Source organism: Burkholderia sp. MS455, assembly GCF_016899445.1.
In the GTDB taxonomy this organism is placed as follows: domain Bacteria; phylum Pseudomonadota; class Gammaproteobacteria; order Burkholderiales; family Burkholderiaceae; genus Burkholderia; species Burkholderia pyrrocinia_C.
This window is the reverse complement of sequence record NZ_CP041778.1, coordinates 2526692-2544785: the sequence shown is the minus strand read 5'-3', so window position 1 is coordinate 2544785 and position 18094 is coordinate 2526692. Positions and strand designations below refer to the sequence as shown.

The 18094-nt window shown below is 66.4% G+C and carries 17 protein-coding genes and 1 pseudogene; 8 read left to right on the top strand and 10 right to left on the bottom strand.

The window, feature by feature from the left end; all coding sequences use genetic code 11:
• Positions 1–28: 28 nt before the first annotated feature.
• Complete coding sequence (locus tag FPJ27_RS15725; RefSeq protein ID WP_072441802.1) at positions 29–958, bottom strand: LysR family transcriptional regulator; 930 nt, start codon at positions 956–958, stop codon at positions 29–31.
• 177 nt (positions 959–1135) lie between these two features.
• Here FPJ27_RS15725 and FPJ27_RS15720 point away from each other — a divergent pair, with 177 nt between their 5' ends.
• The gene (locus FPJ27_RS15720) at positions 1136–2674 is read left to right on the top strand and encodes an MFS transporter (protein ID WP_204421735.1); all 1539 of its coding nucleotides are present in this window, start codon (positions 1136–1138) and stop codon (positions 2672–2674) included.
• A 30-nt stretch (positions 2675–2704) separates the two neighbouring features.
• On the opposite strand, the gene FPJ27_RS15715 is transcribed toward FPJ27_RS15720, so the two are convergent.
• The 7 genes from FPJ27_RS15715 to FPJ27_RS15685 form a co-directional block, all read right to left on the bottom strand.
• Complete coding sequence (locus tag FPJ27_RS15715; protein WP_204421734.1) at positions 2705–4078, bottom strand: efflux transporter outer membrane subunit; 1374 nt, start codon at positions 4076–4078, stop codon at positions 2705–2707.
• A 13-nt stretch (positions 4079–4091) separates the two neighbouring features.
• Positions 4092–6116, bottom strand: coding sequence for a MacB family efflux pump subunit (locus FPJ27_RS15710; RefSeq protein WP_204421733.1), 2025 nt, complete (start codon positions 6114–6116; stop codon positions 4092–4094).
• Positions 6117–6118: 2 nt separating this feature from the next.
• Positions 6119–7312: an efflux RND transporter periplasmic adaptor subunit gene (locus FPJ27_RS15705; protein ID WP_204421732.1), complete on the bottom strand. Its 1194-nt coding sequence runs from the start codon at positions 7310–7312 to the stop codon at positions 6119–6121.
• Between the two features lie 275 nt (positions 7313–7587).
• Positions 7588–7728: a hypothetical protein gene (locus FPJ27_RS15700; protein WP_239483215.1), complete on the bottom strand. Its 141-nt coding sequence runs from the start codon at positions 7726–7728 to the stop codon at positions 7588–7590.
• A gap of 29 nt (positions 7729–7757) precedes the next feature.
• Positions 7758–8339: an HD domain-containing protein gene (locus FPJ27_RS15695; protein ID WP_204421731.1), complete on the bottom strand. Its 582-nt coding sequence runs from the start codon at positions 8337–8339 to the stop codon at positions 7758–7760.
• Positions 8340–8418: 79 nt separating this feature from the next.
• Positions 8419–8976: a helix-turn-helix transcriptional regulator gene (locus tag FPJ27_RS15690; RefSeq protein ID WP_072441793.1), complete on the bottom strand. Its 558-nt coding sequence runs from the start codon at positions 8974–8976 to the stop codon at positions 8419–8421.
• Between the two features lie 85 nt (positions 8977–9061).
• Entirely contained in the window at positions 9062–9700 is a 639-nt protein-coding gene (locus FPJ27_RS15685; protein ID WP_204421730.1) for a hypothetical protein, read from the bottom strand.
• Positions 9701–10042: 342 nt separating this feature from the next.
• Between FPJ27_RS15685 and FPJ27_RS15680 the strand changes: the two genes are divergently transcribed.
• From FPJ27_RS15680 to FPJ27_RS15670, 3 genes are all read left to right on the top strand, one after another.
• A complete protein-coding gene (locus FPJ27_RS15680) occupies positions 10043–11446 on the top strand; it encodes a DUF308 domain-containing protein (RefSeq protein WP_204421729.1) in 1404 nt (467 codons plus the stop codon).
• 98 nt (positions 11447–11544) lie between these two features.
• Positions 11545–12123 (top strand): hypothetical protein, encoded by a 579-nt coding sequence (locus FPJ27_RS15675; RefSeq protein ID WP_204421728.1) that lies wholly within the window; start codon positions 11545–11547, stop codon positions 12121–12123.
• Positions 12124–12375: 252 nt separating this feature from the next.
• Complete coding sequence (locus FPJ27_RS15670; RefSeq protein WP_204421727.1) at positions 12376–13107, top strand: ribonuclease T2; 732 nt, start codon at positions 12376–12378, stop codon at positions 13105–13107.
• 234 nt (positions 13108–13341) lie between these two features.
• On the opposite strand, the gene FPJ27_RS15665 is transcribed toward FPJ27_RS15670, so the two are convergent.
• Both FPJ27_RS15665 and FPJ27_RS15660 read right to left on the bottom strand, forming a co-directional pair.
• On the bottom strand, positions 13342–13977 hold the full coding sequence (locus FPJ27_RS15665) for an isochorismatase family cysteine hydrolase (RefSeq protein WP_204421726.1): 636 nt from the start codon (positions 13975–13977) through the stop codon (positions 13342–13344).
• A 392-nt stretch (positions 13978–14369) separates the two neighbouring features.
• Positions 14370–15263, bottom strand: a complete 894-nt coding sequence (locus FPJ27_RS15660) for a LysR family transcriptional regulator (protein ID WP_204421725.1) — start codon at positions 15261–15263, stop codon at positions 14370–14372.
• A 107-nt stretch (positions 15264–15370) separates the two neighbouring features.
• On the opposite strand from FPJ27_RS15660, the gene FPJ27_RS15655 reads away from it, so the two are divergent.
• From FPJ27_RS15655 to FPJ27_RS15640, 4 genes and pseudogenes are all read left to right on the top strand, one after another.
• Positions 15371–15979 carry a short chain dehydrogenase gene (locus FPJ27_RS15655; protein ID WP_204421724.1) on the top strand — a complete coding sequence of 203 codons (609 nt, stop codon included), beginning with the start codon at positions 15371–15373 and terminating at the stop codon, positions 15977–15979.
• A 264-nt stretch (positions 15980–16243) separates the two neighbouring features.
• Complete coding sequence (locus tag FPJ27_RS15650; RefSeq protein WP_072441779.1) at positions 16244–16648, top strand: hypothetical protein; 405 nt, start codon at positions 16244–16246, stop codon at positions 16646–16648.
• A gap of 144 nt (positions 16649–16792) precedes the next feature.
• Positions 16793–16948: pseudogene (locus FPJ27_RS36920) on the top strand (integrase); the annotation flags it as partial.
• A gap of 134 nt (positions 16949–17082) precedes the next feature.
• Complete coding sequence (locus FPJ27_RS15640) at positions 17083–17994, top strand: hypothetical protein (protein ID WP_204421723.1); 912 nt, start codon at positions 17083–17085, stop codon at positions 17992–17994.
• The last annotated feature ends 100 nt before the right edge of the window (positions 17995–18094 follow it).

The following is an 18094-nucleotide window of genomic DNA, read 5'->3' as shown; positions in this document are numbered from 1 at the left end:
ACCCGACGCGCCGTGCGGCGCGTCGGTTTCATTTCATCGCAGTGAACTCATCCCGGCGCTCGATCATCGGCGGCACCGCCTCTGCGAGCGCGTCGATCACGCAGCGCGTCTTGCGCGGCAGGTAGCGTGTCTTCGGCCAGATCGCGTGAATGTCGCCTTCGCAGACGAAGCAGCGGTCGAGCACGACCACCATTTCGCCGCGCTTCACGTAGTAATCCAGCAGCCAGCTCGGCAGCCAAGCGACACCGAACCCCGACGCACCGGCCGCCGCGATCGCCTGCACGTCGTCGAAACTCAACTGGTGCTGCATGTCGACGCGCACCGTCGAGCCGTCCGGCGCACGCAGGTCCCACGGCTGCGGCACGCCCGAGCGCGAATACGCGATCGTCCGGTGGTGCTTCAGATCGTCGAGCGACTTCGGCATCCCGTAGCGGGCGAGATACGACGGCGCCGCGCCGAGGCTGCCGTATTGCGTGCCGAGCCGGCGCACCGCGAGGCTCGTGCTGTCCGCGAGCGTGCCGATCCGCACCGCGAGATCGATGCCTTCCTCGACGAGATCGACGAAGCGGTCGGTGATCGACACGTCGATCCGCAGATGCGGATAGGTGCGCGCGAGGTCGAGCACGATCGGCGTCACGCAGTGATGCCCGAACGCGAGCGGCACGCTCAGCCGCAGCTTGCCGCGCGCTTCGTTGCGGCCGCAGTCGAGATCGGCTTCCGCGGCCTCCAGTTCCGCGAGCGCGCGCACGCAGCGGTCGTAGTACGCCTGGCCGTCGTCGGTCAGGCTCTGGCTGCGCGTCGTGCGTTGCAACAGCCGCGCGCCGAGCCGCTTCTCGAGCCGCGCGACCGCCTTGCCGACGGCCGAGCGCGTCATGTCGAGCCGCTCCGCGGCGAGCGCGAAGCTGCCCGATTCCACCACCTGGACGAAGGTCGTTACGCCGTCGAGTCTGTCGGTCATGGCAGGGTGTGCTGATTGAGTCCTGTGATTCCCCAGTTCGGAGAAATGGGTGCGTCAATGGGGATCGAAATTCTCACTATAGTACCGATTCCCGTTCAGCGTGCGCCGCCGGCCGCACGCGGCGAACCCTTCTCACTGGAGGCGCGCGGCCTGTTGCCGGGCCGCCGCGCAATACGCATGACGCTATCCGACTCCCGCAGGAATGCGGTCGCGCTCGCGGCCGTCTGTCTCACGTCGCTGATGTTCGGCCTCGAAATCTCGAGCGTGCCGGTGATCCTGCCGACGCTCGAACACGTGCTGCATGGCGATTTCAACGGCATGCAGTGGATCATGAACGCGTACACGATCGCATGTACGACGGTGCTGATGGCGGCCGGCACGCTCGCGGACCGGTTCGGCCGCAAGCGCGTGTACGTGATCGGCACCGTGCTGTTCGGCGCGACGTCGCTGCTGTGCGGGCTCGCGCCGAACGTGCCGGTGCTCGTCGCGGGCCGGCTGCTGCAGGGCGCGAGCGGCGGCGCGATGCTGATCTGCCAGATCGCCGTGCTGTCGCACCAGTTCCGCGAGGGCCGCGAGCGCGGCCGCGCGTTCGGGATCTGGGGGATCGTGTTCGGGATCGGGCTCGGCTTCGGGCCGATCGTCGGCGGCGCGATCGTCGCGCTGGCGAGCTGGCCGTGGGTGTTCCTCGTCCATGCGCCGCTCGCGGCCATCGCGCTCGTGCTGATCGGCGGCGCGGTGCAGGAGTCGCGCGATCCGCACGCGGGCACGCTCGACGTCGCGGGCATCGTCACGCTGTCGTTCGCGGTGCTCGGCCTCGCGTTCTATATCACGCAGAGCGCGGAACTCGGGCTCACGAGCGCGGCCGGCCTCGGCGTGCTCGGCGCGACCGTGCTGGCGCTCGCGGGCTTTTTCGTCGCGGAACGCGCCAGCGCGCGGCCGATGTTCGATTTCTCGGTGTTCCGGATCCGCGCGTTCACCGGTGCGATCTTCGGCTCGATGGGGATGAACTTCAGCTTCTGGCCGTTCATGATCTATCTGCCGATCTGGTTCCAGGTCGCGCTCGGCTACGACAGCGTGACGGCCGGCCTCGCGCTGCTCGCATACACGCTGCCGACGCTGGTCGTGCCGCCGTTCGGCGAACGGCTCGCGTTGCGCTACGGGCCGGGCGTCGTGATCCCGGGCGGCTTGTTCACGATCGCGGCCGGCTTCGCGCTGATGCGGGTCGGCAGCGCGGCCGACCACGCGAGCTGGCTCACGATGCTGCCCGGCTGCGTGATCGCCGGCATCGGGCTCGGACTCACGAACACGCCGGTCACCAACACGACGACGGGCGCGGTGCCGAGTTCGCGGGCCGGGATGGCATCGGGCATCGACATGAGCGCGCGGATGATCTCGCTCGCGCTGAACATCGCGGCGATGGGCTTCGTGCTGGTCGCGGGGATCGTCGCGAGCCTGAAGGGCGGCGTCGCGGGCGCGATCGGCGACGCGGCGCTGCGCCGGCTCGCGCAGGAGATCGCGTCGGGCCGCACCGACGGGCTGCAGCAGATCGCACCGGCGCTCGCGCAGGCCGACCCGAGCGGCGCGGCGCTGCACGCGGCGCTCGTGCACGGGTTCGGCTGGGTGATGGTGTACGCCGCGGCCGGCGTGGCCGTGCTCGCCACCGCGAGCGCGGTGGCGTTCGCGCCGGCTCGGCGCGGGGCGACCGTGTGCGAATGACTCGGCGTATCCATTGCGGCGGCACGCCGGTCAGGACGTGCCGCCGCCGAGCGCGCGATACAGCGTCATCTGGTTGTTGAGCCGGTTCAGGCGCGTCAGTTCGTCGGCGCTTTGCGCGTCGCGCAGCCGCTGCTGCTGGTCGAGCCACGGCTGCACGGCGGTCGCGCCGGCCGCGAACCGCGCGGCGGCAAGCTGCTCGGCGCGCTGCGCCTGGGCCAGCGATAGCGCCCGCTGTTCGGCCTCGCGTTCGAGTTGCACGCGCGCCGACAGCGCATTCTCGACTTCCGCGAGCGCCGTGTAGAGCCGCTGGCGGAACCCGACTACCGCTTCCTCGTACTGCGACTTCGACACCTTGATCTGCAGTTGCATCGTGTTCCACTGGATGAACGGCAGCGCAAGGCCGAGCCCGAGCGTGCCGACCGGATTCGTCAGCACGCGCTCGAGGCTGGTGCTCGTCGTACCGGCGCTGCCGGTCAGCGTGAAGGTCGGATAAAAGCTCGTGCGCGTCGCGTCGACCTGCGCGAGCGATTCGCGCAGCCGGAATTCCGCCGCGCGCAGGTCCGGGCGCCGGCCGAGCAGGCTGGCCGGAAGGCCGGCGGCTACTTCCGGCGGCGGCGCGTCGGGCAGCGCCGCCGGTTCGGCCGCGAGCTGCTGCGGCGGCCGGTCGAACAGGAGCGCGAGCGCGTGGCGCTTCTCGGTGCGCTGCTGGATCAGTTGGGTCTGCGCGGCGCGTTGCGCGGACAGGCTCTGCTCGGCCTGCGCGAGATCGAGCCCCGACACGGCGCCGGCCGCGTGCCGCGACCGGACGATCGCGAGCGTGCGTACCGCATACGCGATATTCGAGTCGCCGAGCGCGATCTGCCGGTTCAGATAGCCGATCTGCCAGTACAGCGACGCCGTCGTGCCGATCAGCGACAGCCGCGCGGCTTCGAGATCGGCGGCCGTTGCGTCGGCTTCCCAGTGCGCGGCATCGCGCAGCGCGGCCAGCCGGCCCCACAGGTCGATTTCATAGCTGAGCGAACCGTTGATGCCGCTCGACCGGCTCATCCGGTGCGTATCGAGCGTGCGCGACACGGCGCCGTTCGCGCCGAGCGATACGGCGGGCGTCAGGTTCGTGTCGACGAGCCCGGCCTGCAATTGCGAGCGGTACACGCGGATCGCCGCGATCGCGAGGTCGTTGTTGGCGCGCAGCGCGTCGTCGATCAGCCGGTCGAGTTGCGTATCGCCGAAGCTGCGCCACCAGTCGCGCGTGGTGGCCGGCGCGTCGGCCGCGACCGGCGCGGCCCAGTTCGCGGGCATCGCGACGGCCGGCAGCGGTTCGTGGCGCGCGGATGTGCAGCCGGCCAGCAGCGCGGCCGCGCAGGCGAATGCGCCGAGGCGGCGAAGCGGTGAGGAATGCGTCATGGCAGGGCTTTCGTCAGTCGCGCGCGAGCGCATCGATCGGATCGAGCCGCGACGCGTTGCGCGCGGGCATGAAACCGAATATCACGCCGGTGAGCGTCGAGCAGACGAACGCCGTCACGATCGCGCCGGCGGAGAACACCATCTTCCATTGCGCGACGAACATCGAGAACACCGCGCCGAGCCCGAACGACAGCACGATGCCGATCGTACCGCCGAGCAGACAGACGAGCACGGCCTCGACGAGGAACTGCTGCAGGATGTCGGACTGGCGTGCGCCGACCGCCATCCGGATGCCGATTTCGCGCGTGCGCTCGGTGACCGACACGAGCATGATGTTCATCACGCCGATCCCGCCGACGACGAGCGAGATCACCGCGATCAGCGACAGCAGCAGCGTCAGCGACTGCCCGGTCTTCTCGACGGTCTTGACCACGCTGTCCATGTTGTACGTGAAGAAGTCCTTGCGGCCGTGGCGCTGGATCATCAGCTTTTCGAGGCTTTTCTCGGCGGCGGCGCTTGGCTGCCCGTCGCGCACGCGCACGGTGATGCTGTCGAGATGGCGCTGGCCGAACAGGCGCCCGCTCGCGGTCGTGTATGGCACCCATACGTTCAGGCTCTTCACGCTGCCGAACGCGCTCTTCTTGTCGGCCGTGACGCCGATCACGACGCACGGCACGTTGTCGACCAGGATCGCTTCGCCGACCGGATTGCGCGTCGCGCCGAACAGCTTGCGGCGCGTGTTCTGGTCGATCACGGCCACCTGCGCCTGGCGGCGCACGGCGTCCTCGTCGAACGCGACACCCAGCGCGAAACGCATTCCGCGCGCCTGGAAGAAGCGGTCGCCGACGCCGCTCACGAGCGCGTTGACGTCGATGTTGCGGTAGCGCAGCAGCAGCGTGCGCGACGTCTCGGGCGTGGCGCTGTCGACGTACGGCTGCTCGGCAAGCGCGGCGACATCGGCGGGTACGAGCGTCTGGATCGCGTCCGCGCGGCTGTCGCCCCAGTCGGTGCCCGGATAGACGTTGATCGTGTTCGTGCCGATGCTGCCGATCTCGTCGAGCATGTAGCGCTTCGCGCCTTCGCCGATCGCGACGATCGACACGACCGATGTGATGCCGATGATGATGCCGAGCATCGTCAGCAGCGTGCGCAGCCGGTGCGACACGAGCGCGATCCACGCCATCCGGCACGCCTCGGCGAAGCGGCCGGAGCCGGCCGCGAAGCGGCGCGCGCGCGTGCCGGTTTCGGCGTCGGCGGGCGGCGGGTCGTCGTGCCGATCGCGCGTGGCCGGCGTGCCGGCTGCCGCTTCGGCCGCATCGATGCCGGCTTCCGCGAGCGCTTCCGCATAGTGGCGATTCCGCCGGTCGGCGACGATCTCGCCGTCGCAGATCTCGATGATGCGCCGCGCATGGCGCGCGACGTCCTTGTCGTGCGTGACGATGACGATCGTATGGCCGAGCGCGTTCAGCTCGTGCAGGATGCGGATCACGTCCTGGCCGCTTTTCGTGTCGAGCGCGCCGGTCGGCTCGTCGGCGAGGATCACCTGGCCGCCGTTCATCAGCGCGCGCGCAATGCTCACGCGCTGCTGCTGGCCGCCGGACAGTTGCCCGGGCCGGTGGTGCGCGCGATCCGCGAGCCCGAGGCGCGCGAGCAGCTCGCGTGCGCGTTCGTGCCGCTCCGCGCGCGGGGTGCCCGCATAGATCGCCGGCATTTCGAGGTTCGCGGCCGCGTCGACGTGCGGCAGCAGGTGATAGCGCTGGAACACGAAGCCGAAGTGCTCGCGGCGCAGCTGCGCGAGCTCGTCGCTGTCGAGCATGTGCGTGTCGCGTCCGCCGACCGTGTAGATGCCTTCGCTCGGATGATCGAGGCAGCCGAGGATGTTCATCAGCGTCGACTTGCCGGAGCCCGACGCGCCGACGATCGCGACGATCTCGCCCGCGTCGATCGACAGGTTGACGTTGTTCAGGACGACGACATCCTTGTCGCCGGCCGGAAAGCGCCGCGTGACGCTCGAGAGTTTCAGCAGGGGCCGGCTCATCGTCATACCACGTCCGCCAGCGGCGCGTGCTCGTCCGTGGCGGCTTCGCCGATCACGACGCGCTCGCCGTCCTTCAGGCCGGCCAGCACTTCGACGCGTACGTTGTTGTTGATGCCGATGCGGATGTTGCGCGTGACCGTGCTGCCGTCGGCGCGCAGCACGCGGACCGCATAGCTGCCGTCCTTGCGCTTTTCGCCGAGCGCGGCGGCCGGGATGTTGAGCGCGTTGCGCGCGTTGCCGAGCACGATGCCGACCTGCGCGGTCATCGAGATACGCAGCCGGTGCTCGGGATTCGGTACTTCGAACAGCGCGTTGTAGAACACGGCGGCGTTCGGTTTCGTGCCGCCGCCCGCGCCGCCGCCGAGCGCGCTCTGCGCGTCGGCGAAGTTCTGCGGCGCCGGCTCGATCGCGCGCAGCCTGCCGTAGTGGCGCTTGTCCGGTTCGCCGAGGATCGTGAAATACGCGGTCTGGCCGGCGCTCACGCGGATCACGTCGGCTTCCGACACTTGCGCCTTCACGGTCATCGTGTCGAGATCCGCAAGCTTCAGGATCACCGGCGCCTGCTGCTGCGCGATCACGGTCTGGCCTTCCTGCGTGACGATCGCGACGACCTCGCCGTCGATCGGCGCGACGATGCGGGTGTAGCCGAGGTTGGCCTGCGCGGTCTCGATCTGGATGCGGGCCGAGCGGATCTGCGCGGCGAGCGACGCGAGCGTCGCGCGCTGCATGTCGAGCGTCGCGCGCGCGGCCTCGAACGACTCGCGCGACGTCGCATCGTCGGGCAGCATCGCCTGCTGGCGCCGGAATGCGAGTTCCGCCTGCGTCAGTTGCGCGGCGGTCGACTGGTGCTGCGCGCGCAGGCTTTCTTCGCTGGCGCGCGCCTGGCGCAGCGCGTTTTCGGAGATCACGGGATCGATTTCGGCGAGCCATTGGCCCTTCGCGACCTTGTCGCCGAGCTTCACCTTCAGCGTCTTCAATTGCCCCGATACCTGTGCGCCGACGTCGACCTGCTTGAACGCCTGCAGCGCGCCGGTCGCGAGCACCGCGTTCTCGAGATCGCCGCGCGTGACCGGCGCGGACAGGTACTGCGGATGCTTGTCGGGCGCGAATACCGTGAGCGAGACGCCGGTGACGATCGCAACGACCGCGATGATGGCCAGCACGATGCGCCGACGGCGATGGGGTTTCTGAGTCATGAGAATGCGGCGAGGATGAAGCGGGCGCCGGCGATGCGTGCGACCGGGCGGGACGATCCGGTCGGCGTCGCATGCCGGGCGTGTTGCCCGCGACGGCATCCGCGTACGCATCGCGCGGGCGTGCCGATTCGAATCAGGCGCTCATGGTAAGCGAGGATTTCGCGCCAAATCGTGTGGAAATTGTGCTGAATTGTGCGAGCGTTGCGCCAGAGTGGGGGCCGGGCGGTGACATTGTTGCGATCTGTGAAAGGGGCGGGGAAGGCCGTGGCGCGTTGTTACCGCTGTGCGGCGACGATTGCCGTCATCGGCCGGTCGCGTTCCTCGTCGAGTGCGGGCATTGCCTCGACCTGTTCCTGCGTCGGCCCCCATTCGTCGAGATGCGTGAGCGTGAAGCCGCTGCCGATCAGCAGGTTCACGAGTGTGCCGAACGCGCGATTCCGCGAGATTACACGCGCTGCCCGCCCGCGTCGATCCGGCGTCGCGTATCCGCGTCGACGATATCGCGGATCGCACTGAACAGCGGTGCGGCGTCGGTATAGCGCCGGCCGTAGCCGAGATTGAACGCGTAGTCGAAATCGGGCGGATTGCTGCCCTGGTTGTGCTGCAGGATCGTCTCGAGCTTGTCGAGCGCCTTCGCCGAGCGCGCTTCCGGCGACGCGGCTGCTTCGTATTCATCCCACAGCGCGACGATCTCGTCGCGCAGCGTGCGATCGAGCGACGCCGTCAGGGTCAGCAGGTCGTCGCGTTCGTGCGCGCTTTTGTCCGGGTGCGCGGCCTGCTCGATCGCGGGGATGTCGCCGTGCAGCGCCTCGCCGAGATCGTGGACGACGCACAGCTTCAGCAGCTTCAGCGTATCGATGCCGGGCAGCGCGTCGGCGAACACGAGCGCCATCAGGCACAGCCGCCAGCTATGCTCGGCCGTGCTTTCCGCGCGCCCGGCCGACGTGTGGCCGCTGCGCAGCACGTTCTTCAGGCGTTCGGCTTCGCGCAGGAAATCGAGGCGCGCGTGGATCGTGTCGGGGTTCATGGTCGGAGTCCTTGCGGTGAGCCATCAAGCGTAAGGCGGCCGCGCGCGGTTCGTCCACGCATGAAATATGCGCGGCGTGCTAGAGCGTTTCGACCAGCCGCGCGGCCGAGCCGTCCGACAGCGTCATCCGCGTCCACCGGCACGTGCTGCCGCGGATCGGCACGACGCGCGACGCATTCGCGCCGGTGTCGAATTCGACGCTCGGCGGCCCCGCGCGATCGTGCCAGCCGAGCGTGTCGAGCGCGGCTTCCATGCGGACGATTTCCGGCGTCGCGTAGCGCCACAGCGACGTGCCGAGCAGCATCGGCAGCGGCTGCGAGAACTCGGCCGCACGCGCCGGTGAACTGGCGAGCAGGCGGTGCGTGAGGTCGCACACCAGATGCATGCGGCCCGCGCTGCCCGCGATGAGCCGCGCGAGCGCGTGGTCGCCTGCGGAATCGAGGCGCGCGGCGAGCAGCCGCTCGGCCGTCGCGCGCTCGTCGGGCGACATCTGCTGGATGCCGGCTTCCCAGCGCGAGATCGTCGATTGCGCGACGCCGAACAATTCTGCGGCGTGGCTTTGCTTCACGCGGTGCAGCGCGCGCCAGCGCCTGAGCTGCGGGCCGAGCGGTGGCGTGTAAAGCGGTGAGGCGGTCATGGCGATGCTCCGGTTGCGGTCGTCGTGAGCGCTCGCGTGTCGCGGGCCGCTGCCATCGGCGCTGCAGGGCGCCGCGCGCGCCTCCTTACATGATCCGGATGCCGCCGTTTGCCTGGATCGCGATGGCCGCGAACGGCACGAGCACGATGCCGCCCAGCACGAGCACGCCGTCGGCGGCAACCGTGATCGGCGTGGCGAGAATCCGCAGACCCATGCCGACAACGGACGGCGATTCCCTGATATACACCGAATACCGCCGGTTGAACGGCTGCGCGACACCCTTGTCCTTCTCGGCGAAGCCTTCCGTCGAATAGCGCTTGCCGTCGATGTCGCCTTCGAGCACGAGACCGGCCGGCGCGCTGGTGAATCCGTCGTCGGCGGCGGCCTGTCGATCGTCTTCCGATGCGTCCTTCGGCAACACGATCCGGTAGTGGCCGGTGACGCTGCCGCCGCTCGCATGAAAGCCGGCAAACGTCGTGCGCAGCGATTTCCGGTAGCCGGATTGCAGTACCGGCCGCAATTGGGCCGGCAGATCGAAGATGTAGTGATAGCGCGTGCCGAGGACGACCAGCTTCTTGCCGTCCTCGGTCATCATGAATCCGGATACGTTTTCGCTGTATGCGTCGTCCTTGTACAGCTTCGGCGTGAAACAGCCCGACAGCGCGAGGCTGCTCGCGGCCATGCTGGCGGCCAGCAGGCGCCGGCGCGTGATCGATATGCTCATTTCTTGTTGTCCCGTCTGGTGCGGTTCAGTTCAGTGGCTTTCGCCCTCGGAAGCAGGATTCTCGCGTATCCGCCGCGCGTTGTCGAACGGGAAACCTGCCGTGGCAGCGGGCCGTCGGACCCTTCAGCGTCGCACCGAAGACGTTTTCGCCAGCCTTTCAACCTGCGTCGCCATATCTTATTATTCGGCCAGAGCGGCGCGTGCCGGCCGCCATCGGTCATGTCGACGGCATGACGCGCCGGCAACGATTGCCGCTTTCCGACCGGCGCGTGGCGCGGCGTACGGTCGGAATGACAGGAAACGCGTGGCCGCGCGTTTCCAGAAAAATGACACGAGGGCGCGATGGTACGACTGATCTTGCTGCTGCTGGGCATCGAATATCTGCGAACCCGCTGGCGCGGGCTGACCGTGCTTGGCTGGGTGTGGGTCGTCGCGGGCGTCGTCATCTTCGTCGACGCGTTCGACGGCGCGCTGCATTTCCCGATCGAGCTGTTTGCGTGGCTGTTTCTGATCGAAGGGCTCGCAACGCTCGCGGTGGCTGGCAGCGGCGTCGGCGGGCAGCGCATCCTGCGCTACGTGAAGGGCATCGTGGTCGTGGCGGCCGCGGGGCTCGTGTTTGCCGGCCATCACCACGGCCATTTCCTGCTGTCGATGATCTTCGGCACGCTGTTCCTCGTCGACGGGCTGCTGCAATGCACGTCCGCATGGATGGTGCGCTACCGCCGCTGGAACGTCGCGTTCGCGTGGGGTGTCGTCGAAATCCTGCTGGCGATCTTCTTCTTCCAGCCGTACCCGACGCACTATGTGGGCACCGTGCCGTACTGCCTCGGCCTGCTGCTGATCTTCGGCGGGATGCACATGCTGAGCCTCGCCGCGCGCGTGCGCCGGCTCACGCGCAATCCCGCGTTCGCGACGTCACCCGCGCCGGCGCTCGCGCCCGACCTCGACGATGCGCGCGACCGGCCGCATTTCGCGCAATCCGAATGGGACGGCCCGCCGGCCGACGGCGAGCGCGCGCTCACCGTGCACGTGTGGACGCCGACCGGCACGTCGAAGGCCGAAGCGCAGCGCTATCCGGTGATCGACCGCTATATCGCGGCGGTGGACGTCAACGGCGTGATCTCGACCGGGCACGCGGCGCTGGAGTCGCCGGAGGGCATTTATATCAGCCTGTATCCGGGCGTCGAAATCGATCGTTCTCCGGACGAATTCACGCGCATCCTGCGCGCCACGCGCGAAAACGATGTGCCGGGCCTGTTCCAGCCCGACTACGCGACCGAGTCGAAGGCGTGGTGCCCGTCGACCGTGCGCGTGCGGATCCGCAACTACGATCCGGCGAAGCTGGATGCATTCTGGTCGGCATACCGGCAGAACGTGACGTACAACCTCACGCACCGCAACTGCTCGAGCACCGTGTCGAACGCGCTCGAAGCCGCGCTCGACGGCGCGGTGTGGCGGCTCAAGGGCACGCGGGCCGGGTGGGGCGCGTTCGTCCGGCTGCTGCTCACGCCCGAGCTGTGGGTTGCCGCGCAGATCCGCAAGCGCGCGGTGACGATGGCGTGGACGCCCGGCCTCACGCTCGACTATGCACGCGCGCTCAGCATGCTGGCCGACCCGCGGCCGTTCGCGTGGTGGAAGGTCGCGCGCTCGGCGGTGAAGGCGATCGTGGCGTCGCGCCGCGCGTGGCGCGAGCAGGACAGCGCGGCGCTGTCGTCCGGCGGATCGGAGGCTGCGTCGGTGAAGTAATCGCGTGGCGCCGGATGAGGGCCCGGCGCCGCAGGAGCCGCCACCGTGCGGCCCGGCGAAGTTGCCCGCCGTCAGAACCCGACAAACAACAAACGACAATGAACAAGACGAGCGCTTTCCGCATCCTGATTCCCGCTGTGCTGGCGCTGGCAAGCGCCGGCCTCGCGCAGGCGAGCACGGACGACGTGCCGCGCATGAGCAACGACGTGTACCGGGTTTCGGTGTCGTTCTGCTCGAATGTCGCGGCCGCCGAGAAGATCGAGTGCCAGGGCGACATGATCGCCTCAGGCAGCCGGATCGTTGCGGCGATGGGCGGGCTGCCGCCGGCGTCCGCCACATCGATCGACGAAGGCGCGCGCAGCAAGCTGCCGGCAGACGAGCGCAACGGGCTCGCACCGGTCGAGCCGGCCGCGATCGACAAGGACGACGACGCGGCCGGCCTCGCCGGCATGGTGCGCCTGTGCGACGTGTACGAATCCGGGCCGGCGTCGCGTGCGCGGCATCACGCGGCGCTGAAGCAGCAGGCGCCTGCCGCCGCGCCGCGCGTCGAGGCGCTGCTGGCCGATTCGTCGACGGCGGCGCGCCGGCGCGTCAGCGTCGGCGTGTGGCAGATCCTCGTGCTCGAAGGTCCCGAATCGGTTGCGCGCGCATGCAAGCAACTGGGTGCCGGATCGTGAGCAACGGCGTGCCGCCGGAGTGGCGGCACGCGTCGGCCGTGTGCGGTATCGGGCAGGGCGCGGAGCAAGCCGCCGAGCTTGCGTCCGCGTTCCGCTCGGGTATCGCGCGGTGCGACGGCACACGCCCGCGCCACCGCACATAATTCGGCCACCTTCACATTCGTGCCACGTTGCGGTAGCAACAATCGCAGGCAGACATTCGACAATCTTGCGGCGCATCCCGCGACCGCAAGCCTTTTCCGAGGAAACGCCATGCTCAAGACGCTCGCCCGCGCCGCTGTCGCACTCGCCGTCGCTTCCGCCTCGCTGCCCGCCACCGCGCAGACCAGCTACGACTACCTGTTGCTCGCCGCGTCGTGGGAGCCCGGTTTCTGCGCGTCGCACGACACACCCGAATGCACGAACCTCGCCGGCTCGTATGCGGCGACGAGCCTGTCGCTGCATGGCCTGTGGCCGAACCGGTACGACGGCAACCAGCCGTTCTACTGCGGCGTGCCGCAGAACGACGTCGACCTCGACAACGCGCATCAGTGGTGCAGCATGGATGCCTACCCGATCAGCAGCGCGACCCGCAACACGTTGTCGACGTATATGCCTGGCGTTGCATCGTGTCTCGACAAGCACGAGTGGTTCAAGCACGGCACCTGCTCGAATTCAGCGTCGCCCGATGCGTACTGGAACGAGGCGTCGGGCATGATCAGCCGGCTCGGCAACACGTCGTTCAATGCGTACCTGCAGGCGAACGCGGGCAAGACGGTCACGCGTAACCAGTTGCTGTCCGCATTCGAAGGCGCGTTCGGCAGCAATACGCGCAGCGCGGTGTCGCTGAAGTGCATGAAGACCAATGGCGTCAGCTATTTCACCGAAGCGTGGATCGCGGTGAAGACGAATGCGACCACGCAGTTCCCGAGCGCCGCGTCGCTCGTGACGGACGGCAATACGCAGGGCACGTGCCCTACGTCGGGTGTGTTTATCGCGAAGTAAGGGGGGGCGGTCGACGTGCGCGGCATCGCGCACGTCGTCGCCCGTCATGGCTTCGGCGGGATGTGCAATCACCGTAGCCGGGCTGGTTCCGGCGTGTCGAACGGGTGCTCGTGGTCGTCGACCGTGTCGGGCTGCGCATCCTACGGCGCCGCTCCATGCGGCATCCGCGACGCGCTGCTGGCCGGTGGTCAGTACCGCCGGCAGCGCGCTCCACGCGACGAACAACCGGGTCCGTTATCCGAGCAGCCGCAATGCATCCGCGAGCGACAGCACCGTCGTGCGCGATTCGAACGCGGTGGAGAACAGATGCTCATGGACGATCGGGTCCGGGTCATAACAGCAGTCCTTGACCGTATACAGGCGGAAGTCCGCGTCGCTCGCGTAGGCGATCGACGACAGCATCACGCCGGTCGACGCGATGCCGACCATGATCAGCGAATCGACGCCTTGCGCGACCAGCCGCGCCTGCAGATCGGTGCCGAAGAATACGCTCGCGCGGTGCGCGACGATCAGCGGTTCGTCGGGCTGCCGGCCCAGCTCCGGGCACGTGCCGTCGTCGACGAACAGGCCGAGCTGCTTGATGCCTTGGCCGTTCTTGTTGCGCGGGCTGACTTCCGGATAGCCGGGGCTGAACCGGAGGTTCGCGAACCAGACGCCGACGCCGCCGGCTCGCGCCGCGTCGCACAGCTTGCGCGTATTGGCGAGCAATTCGGGGGCGACCGACGGAAAGAGTCCCAGGATGTCGGTCTGGTAATGCATGACGAGCAGCGCGGTTTGCGACGGATTGATGGCGGGAACCGGTGCGGAAGCGCTGCCGCCGGGGTTCGCGTGGGCCGCCATTGCGACATTCGATACGTTGTCCGGATTCATGCGTGATGTTCTCCTCCAGTAACCGCTGCGGGGTTTCAGAAAATCGATCGTTCCGTTTACGTCGTCAACTACTCCAGCGCCAGCGTGATTGGATTCCGGAATATAAACCCGTATGTGGTTGCTTTGGTACCGAGCGGGCGGGTGAGCGCTACGCTGCATTGGGTGTCGGGGATCGGCCAGGAGCGGCCCTCGTCGGATGCGTCGGTCGGACATTCACATGACTGCGCCACTCCGCAAGCCGTCATTCGGTCGGCGGGGCCACCTCGCATCTTGTGTCGTTTGCGTGAGCGCCTGTTGTGTCTTTGAAAGCGAGCGTTTACGTTGTGTCCCGAGGGGCCTCAGCCGAAACCAAGGCGCTATTCTTCGCGCATGTCACCGAGCCGAAAAGCACACTACGACGCCTCGCGCTCCGTCACATGCTCGAGCAAATGCGCTACAAAGCGGGTGAGCTTGGGCAGCGGGCGCCGGTCATGTCGATACACGATATGAACGGGGCGTGGCTTCGGCGAGTAACCTTGCAGCACCTGTACCAACGCGCCGCTTGCCAGATCGTGGCTCACCAGGACTTCCGGTTGCAGCAGCAATCCCGCGCCTGCGATTGCGGCCATCCGCAGGCCGTTGCCGTCATTGCAAGTGAACACCGATTCAGCCGTAAAGTGCGTGCTGTCATCGTCCCCGAGCTTCCAGCCGTTTCGACTGTTCCACACCGTGTGAGACAGGCAGTGATGCGCGCTCAGGTCCTGTGGCGTCTCCGGACACCCGTACTGAGCCAGATAGCCCGGCGATGCACAGATCACCATGCGATACCGGGTCAACGGCCTTGCGACGAGGTCGGCATCACCCAATTCGCCAATGCGGATCGCTAGATCAAAACCCTCGTCGATCAGGTCGACGTTGCGATTGCTCAATTCCAGCTCGACACGCACGAGCGGATACATCTGCCGGAAAGTCGCGGCTAGCGGCGCAATGACACAGGCGCCAAAGGTGATCGGCGCGCTGATTCGCAACGTACCGGAGGGTGACGCGCGTAGCCGTTCGACCGACGTTTCGGCGATACGCATGTGTTCGAGTGCACGCTTGGCGTCTTCGTAGAACACGCGACCGGCATCAGTCAGACTCTGGCGCCGGGTAGTGCGCTCGAGCAGGCGCGCAGCGAGACGCTCCTCCAGTTCGCGCACATACTTGCCAACCATGACCGCCGAGATTTCCAGCCGCCGCGCTGCCTCGGTGAAGTTGCCGCCTTCGACGACGGCAACAAAGGTTTCCATGGCACGCAGTCTGTCCATATTGCGAACTGTAGATTAGTAGTGTCGGAAATTAGAGCACATTTATCGGATCGTTGGTTCGGTGAAGAATGGCGACGTTCCAACCTGAACGCGAAAAGGAGTGTTCGATGAAGATCGTCGTAATCGGTGCCGGCGGGGACGTCGGTCGTGCCGCGGCAGATGAGCTTGCGCGTGATGGCAAGCACGAAATCGTTCGTGTTGGCCGCACCCGCGGAGACCATCAGGTCGACATCACCCGTGACGACAGTGTCGGTTTGCTGTTCGAGCAGATCGGGCGCGTCGATGCCATCGTTGTCGCCGCAGGCAACGTCATACTGGCTCCCATCGAAAAGATGACGGCGGCCGATTTCCATCAAGGCCTGCAGGACAAGCTGCTCGGTCAGGTGCGCGTCGCGCTGGTTGGTCAGCATTACCTGAGCGATGGCGGCTCAATCACGCTGACGTCCGGCATCGCCGTCGATGATCCGATTGCGCAGGGTTCTCACGCCGCAGCGTCGAATGCCGGAATTGAAGGGTTCGTGCGTGCAGCTGCGTGCGATTTTCGTCGGGGTATCCGAATCAATGCCGTCAGCCCAACCATGCTGATCGAATCCGTGGAACGGTTTGGTCCCTTCTTTCCCGGTTACGAAGGCGTGCCGGCGACACGTGTGGCAATTGCCTATCGGCGCAGCGTGGAGGGCGTGCATAGCGGCCGCATATATCGGGTTGGCCACTGAAATAGAGCTCTCGCGGCACATCAACCGCTCCAGTTTGTCGCCATTGCTACCCATATTCGTCCCGGGAATGGCCGCTCTCCATCGGAACGCGCCGCGTGGGTCACGCGATGGCGACCGGCAGCAACGGGTCGGCTGCAGCCTACCGCGTCGGGCGGCAACCGGCGCCAGAAGCAGTCGTTCGACGCCGTCATCGAAATCGTCGACAATCGACTGCTCTCTTGTCACGATGGTGGCAGGCATCCAACACTCAGGTTCAGAGGCGCAATGGCAAAACCTATCTTGGTCGTATTGCTGAAAGAGCCATTTCCGAAAGCCTTTCGCTATGTCGAGACTTTGCTCCAACCTCTTGGATTTCTGCTTGCCAATCCTAATAGCGGACAGATAACTCACTGGACTGATGGCGGCCGGCAGATGGCGGCGTCCCGAGCCGAGATTGTTGATGAAGCATCGATAGGTGGAATAAAGAACGTTCAGTTTTGGCAGTCCGACAGCGATGACCTATTGGTGTCTTGGATCAATGCGATGCCGGGATGGGAGTTTTCCTTTCATCTCAATAGCATCGCGCCGGAATTGAAGATCGCGTTGACGACCGCACTGTCTAGTGCGGTCTTGATTGATTTGAAGCTGCAATACGTAGACGAGAGTGTCTTGAGGATCGATTTCGACTGACGTTCCAGTTGACGGTCCCGATCCAGATTCCCCGGCCTGATCCAGCGACCGCGTCGAGAACATACGAGCGGCTGTTCCGGGTCGGATAGCGCCCGCCGGAAGAGGCGCACACTCAATCTCCCCTTCGATTGTAAGGAGATTGTCATGAAATCCGAGAATGTCGTCGTTGTCCACCGTGTGCCGTGGAACAAGGGCAAGCTCACCGGGCAGAAGCCGCCGCTAGAGCTCCTGGAAATCTGGGCGATCCGGACGAGACTTCAGATGGCGTCGAACGTTCGTGAACTCTCTGCTGACAGCCTGCGCGAAGGAAGCCGCGTCGCGCTCGGGCGGCTGGTAGACGCGTTCGAACTTGCGACAAAATGCATCGCCGCTTGGAGCGCCTTTGTGATAACCAATGTGTGACGGCGAAGGCCGCAGTGACGGAGGAGAGGTAATTGGAAGGAAACATTCCCATTGTGCGAGACGAGGCCACGGTCGATCGCATCCTCCGCGCGTATTGCCATCTCTTTCCAGAGATCACGCCCGAGTTAAACTCCTATTGGAACTTCGCGCGGACACCGCGCCATGGCTTGCTGCCCTTCCTGACGAGCAACTTCCTCGAAGCGCATTACGGTCAGTACCTGTCGCTGCATCGACATATCGAAGGCATGCGACAGGACCTCTCGCTTCAAGAGAGGGCGGCCGAGTTGATGGATGCTTCGCGGCGCGCAGGCGTGGGGCTCTCGATTGGTCTGTCGCCTTGGACCGATGATGCGCTTCTGGACACGTGGGACGCGTCAAAGCGCGAGGCCGTTATTGTCTTAGGACACGACTGGTATCCGATCGTCTCACTCAAAAAGGACGGCAGGCTACACGATCCGGATTCGCCGCTTTGGCGATACGGCAGCTTGCATGAAGCTCCGCCGAGATATCGAGTCGGTATCCCGCCTGCGGTCCTTAGCAAGACGCCAGTGGTACTGTTCCTCAACCTTGTGCCGGATTTCCGACCGGTCGGGGCCAAAACCACGGGCACCCTTAGGGGCTACGACGACTGGCTGTGCGGTTTCGACGCAGTGCTGCGTTCCGTCTGCCGTGTTTACGAGAGGGTCTCGATCGTATCTTGGGGGGCTAACACATGGAACGCGGTTAAGCCCAAGCTCGACGCGCGGTTCAAGCGCCAAAGCATCATGTGCCACGCCAAGGAAGCGATGGGCGTGCCTTCGCGCTACATGGTGGCCGACCGGTCGATCCCTTTTCTGGCGCTCCCGCACCCGTCCTTCCGGTCCAACTGGAATCAAGACGTTCTCTCGCACGCGGCCGCTGGCTTTCAGGCGCTAGGCTTGGTCGACGCATCCCCGAGAGTGTGAGCGACAACCGTTGCGCCCGTCATGCTGCGGAATGCTGAGTCGGCAACGCGTGCACCTTGAGACGGAAATGCATAACGTGAGCGAGTCAAATCGCGTCGAT

Coding starts and splice junctions, on each gene's coding strand:
- FPJ27_RS15725 (WP_072441802.1), bottom strand. CDS start 958: ATGACCGACAGACTCGACGGCGTAACGACCTTCGTCCAGGTGGTGGAA.
- FPJ27_RS15720 (WP_204421735.1), top strand. CDS start 1,136: ATGACGCTATCCGACTCCCGCAGGAATGCGGTCGCGCTCGCGGCCGTC.
- FPJ27_RS15715 (WP_204421734.1), bottom strand. CDS start 4,078: ATGACGCATTCCTCACCGCTTCGCCGCCTCGGCGCATTCGCCTGCGCG.
- FPJ27_RS15710 (WP_204421733.1), bottom strand. CDS start 6,116: ATGAGCCGGCCCCTGCTGAAACTCTCGAGCGTCACGCGGCGCTTTCCG.
- FPJ27_RS15705 (WP_204421732.1), bottom strand. CDS start 7,312: ATGACTCAGAAACCCCATCGCCGTCGGCGCATCGTGCTGGCCATCATC.
- FPJ27_RS15695 (WP_204421731.1), bottom strand. CDS start 8,339: ATGAACCCCGACACGATCCACGCGCGCCTCGATTTCCTGCGCGAAGCC.
- FPJ27_RS15690 (WP_072441793.1), bottom strand. CDS start 8,976: ATGACCGCCTCACCGCTTTACACGCCACCGCTCGGCCCGCAGCTCAGG.
- FPJ27_RS15685 (WP_204421730.1), bottom strand. CDS start 9,700: ATGAGCATATCGATCACGCGCCGGCGCCTGCTGGCCGCCAGCATGGCC.
- FPJ27_RS15680 (WP_204421729.1), top strand. CDS start 10,043: ATGGTACGACTGATCTTGCTGCTGCTGGGCATCGAATATCTGCGAACC.
- FPJ27_RS15675 (WP_204421728.1), top strand. CDS start 11,545: ATGAACAAGACGAGCGCTTTCCGCATCCTGATTCCCGCTGTGCTGGCG.
- FPJ27_RS15670 (WP_204421727.1), top strand. CDS start 12,376: ATGCTCAAGACGCTCGCCCGCGCCGCTGTCGCACTCGCCGTCGCTTCC.
- FPJ27_RS15665 (WP_204421726.1), bottom strand. CDS start 13,977: ATGAATCCGGACAACGTATCGAATGTCGCAATGGCGGCCCACGCGAAC.
- FPJ27_RS15660 (WP_204421725.1), bottom strand. CDS start 15,263: ATGGACAGACTGCGTGCCATGGAAACCTTTGTTGCCGTCGTCGAAGGC.
- FPJ27_RS15655 (WP_204421724.1), top strand. CDS start 15,371: ATGAAGATCGTCGTAATCGGTGCCGGCGGGGACGTCGGTCGTGCCGCG.
- FPJ27_RS15650 (WP_072441779.1), top strand. CDS start 16,244: ATGGCAAAACCTATCTTGGTCGTATTGCTGAAAGAGCCATTTCCGAAA.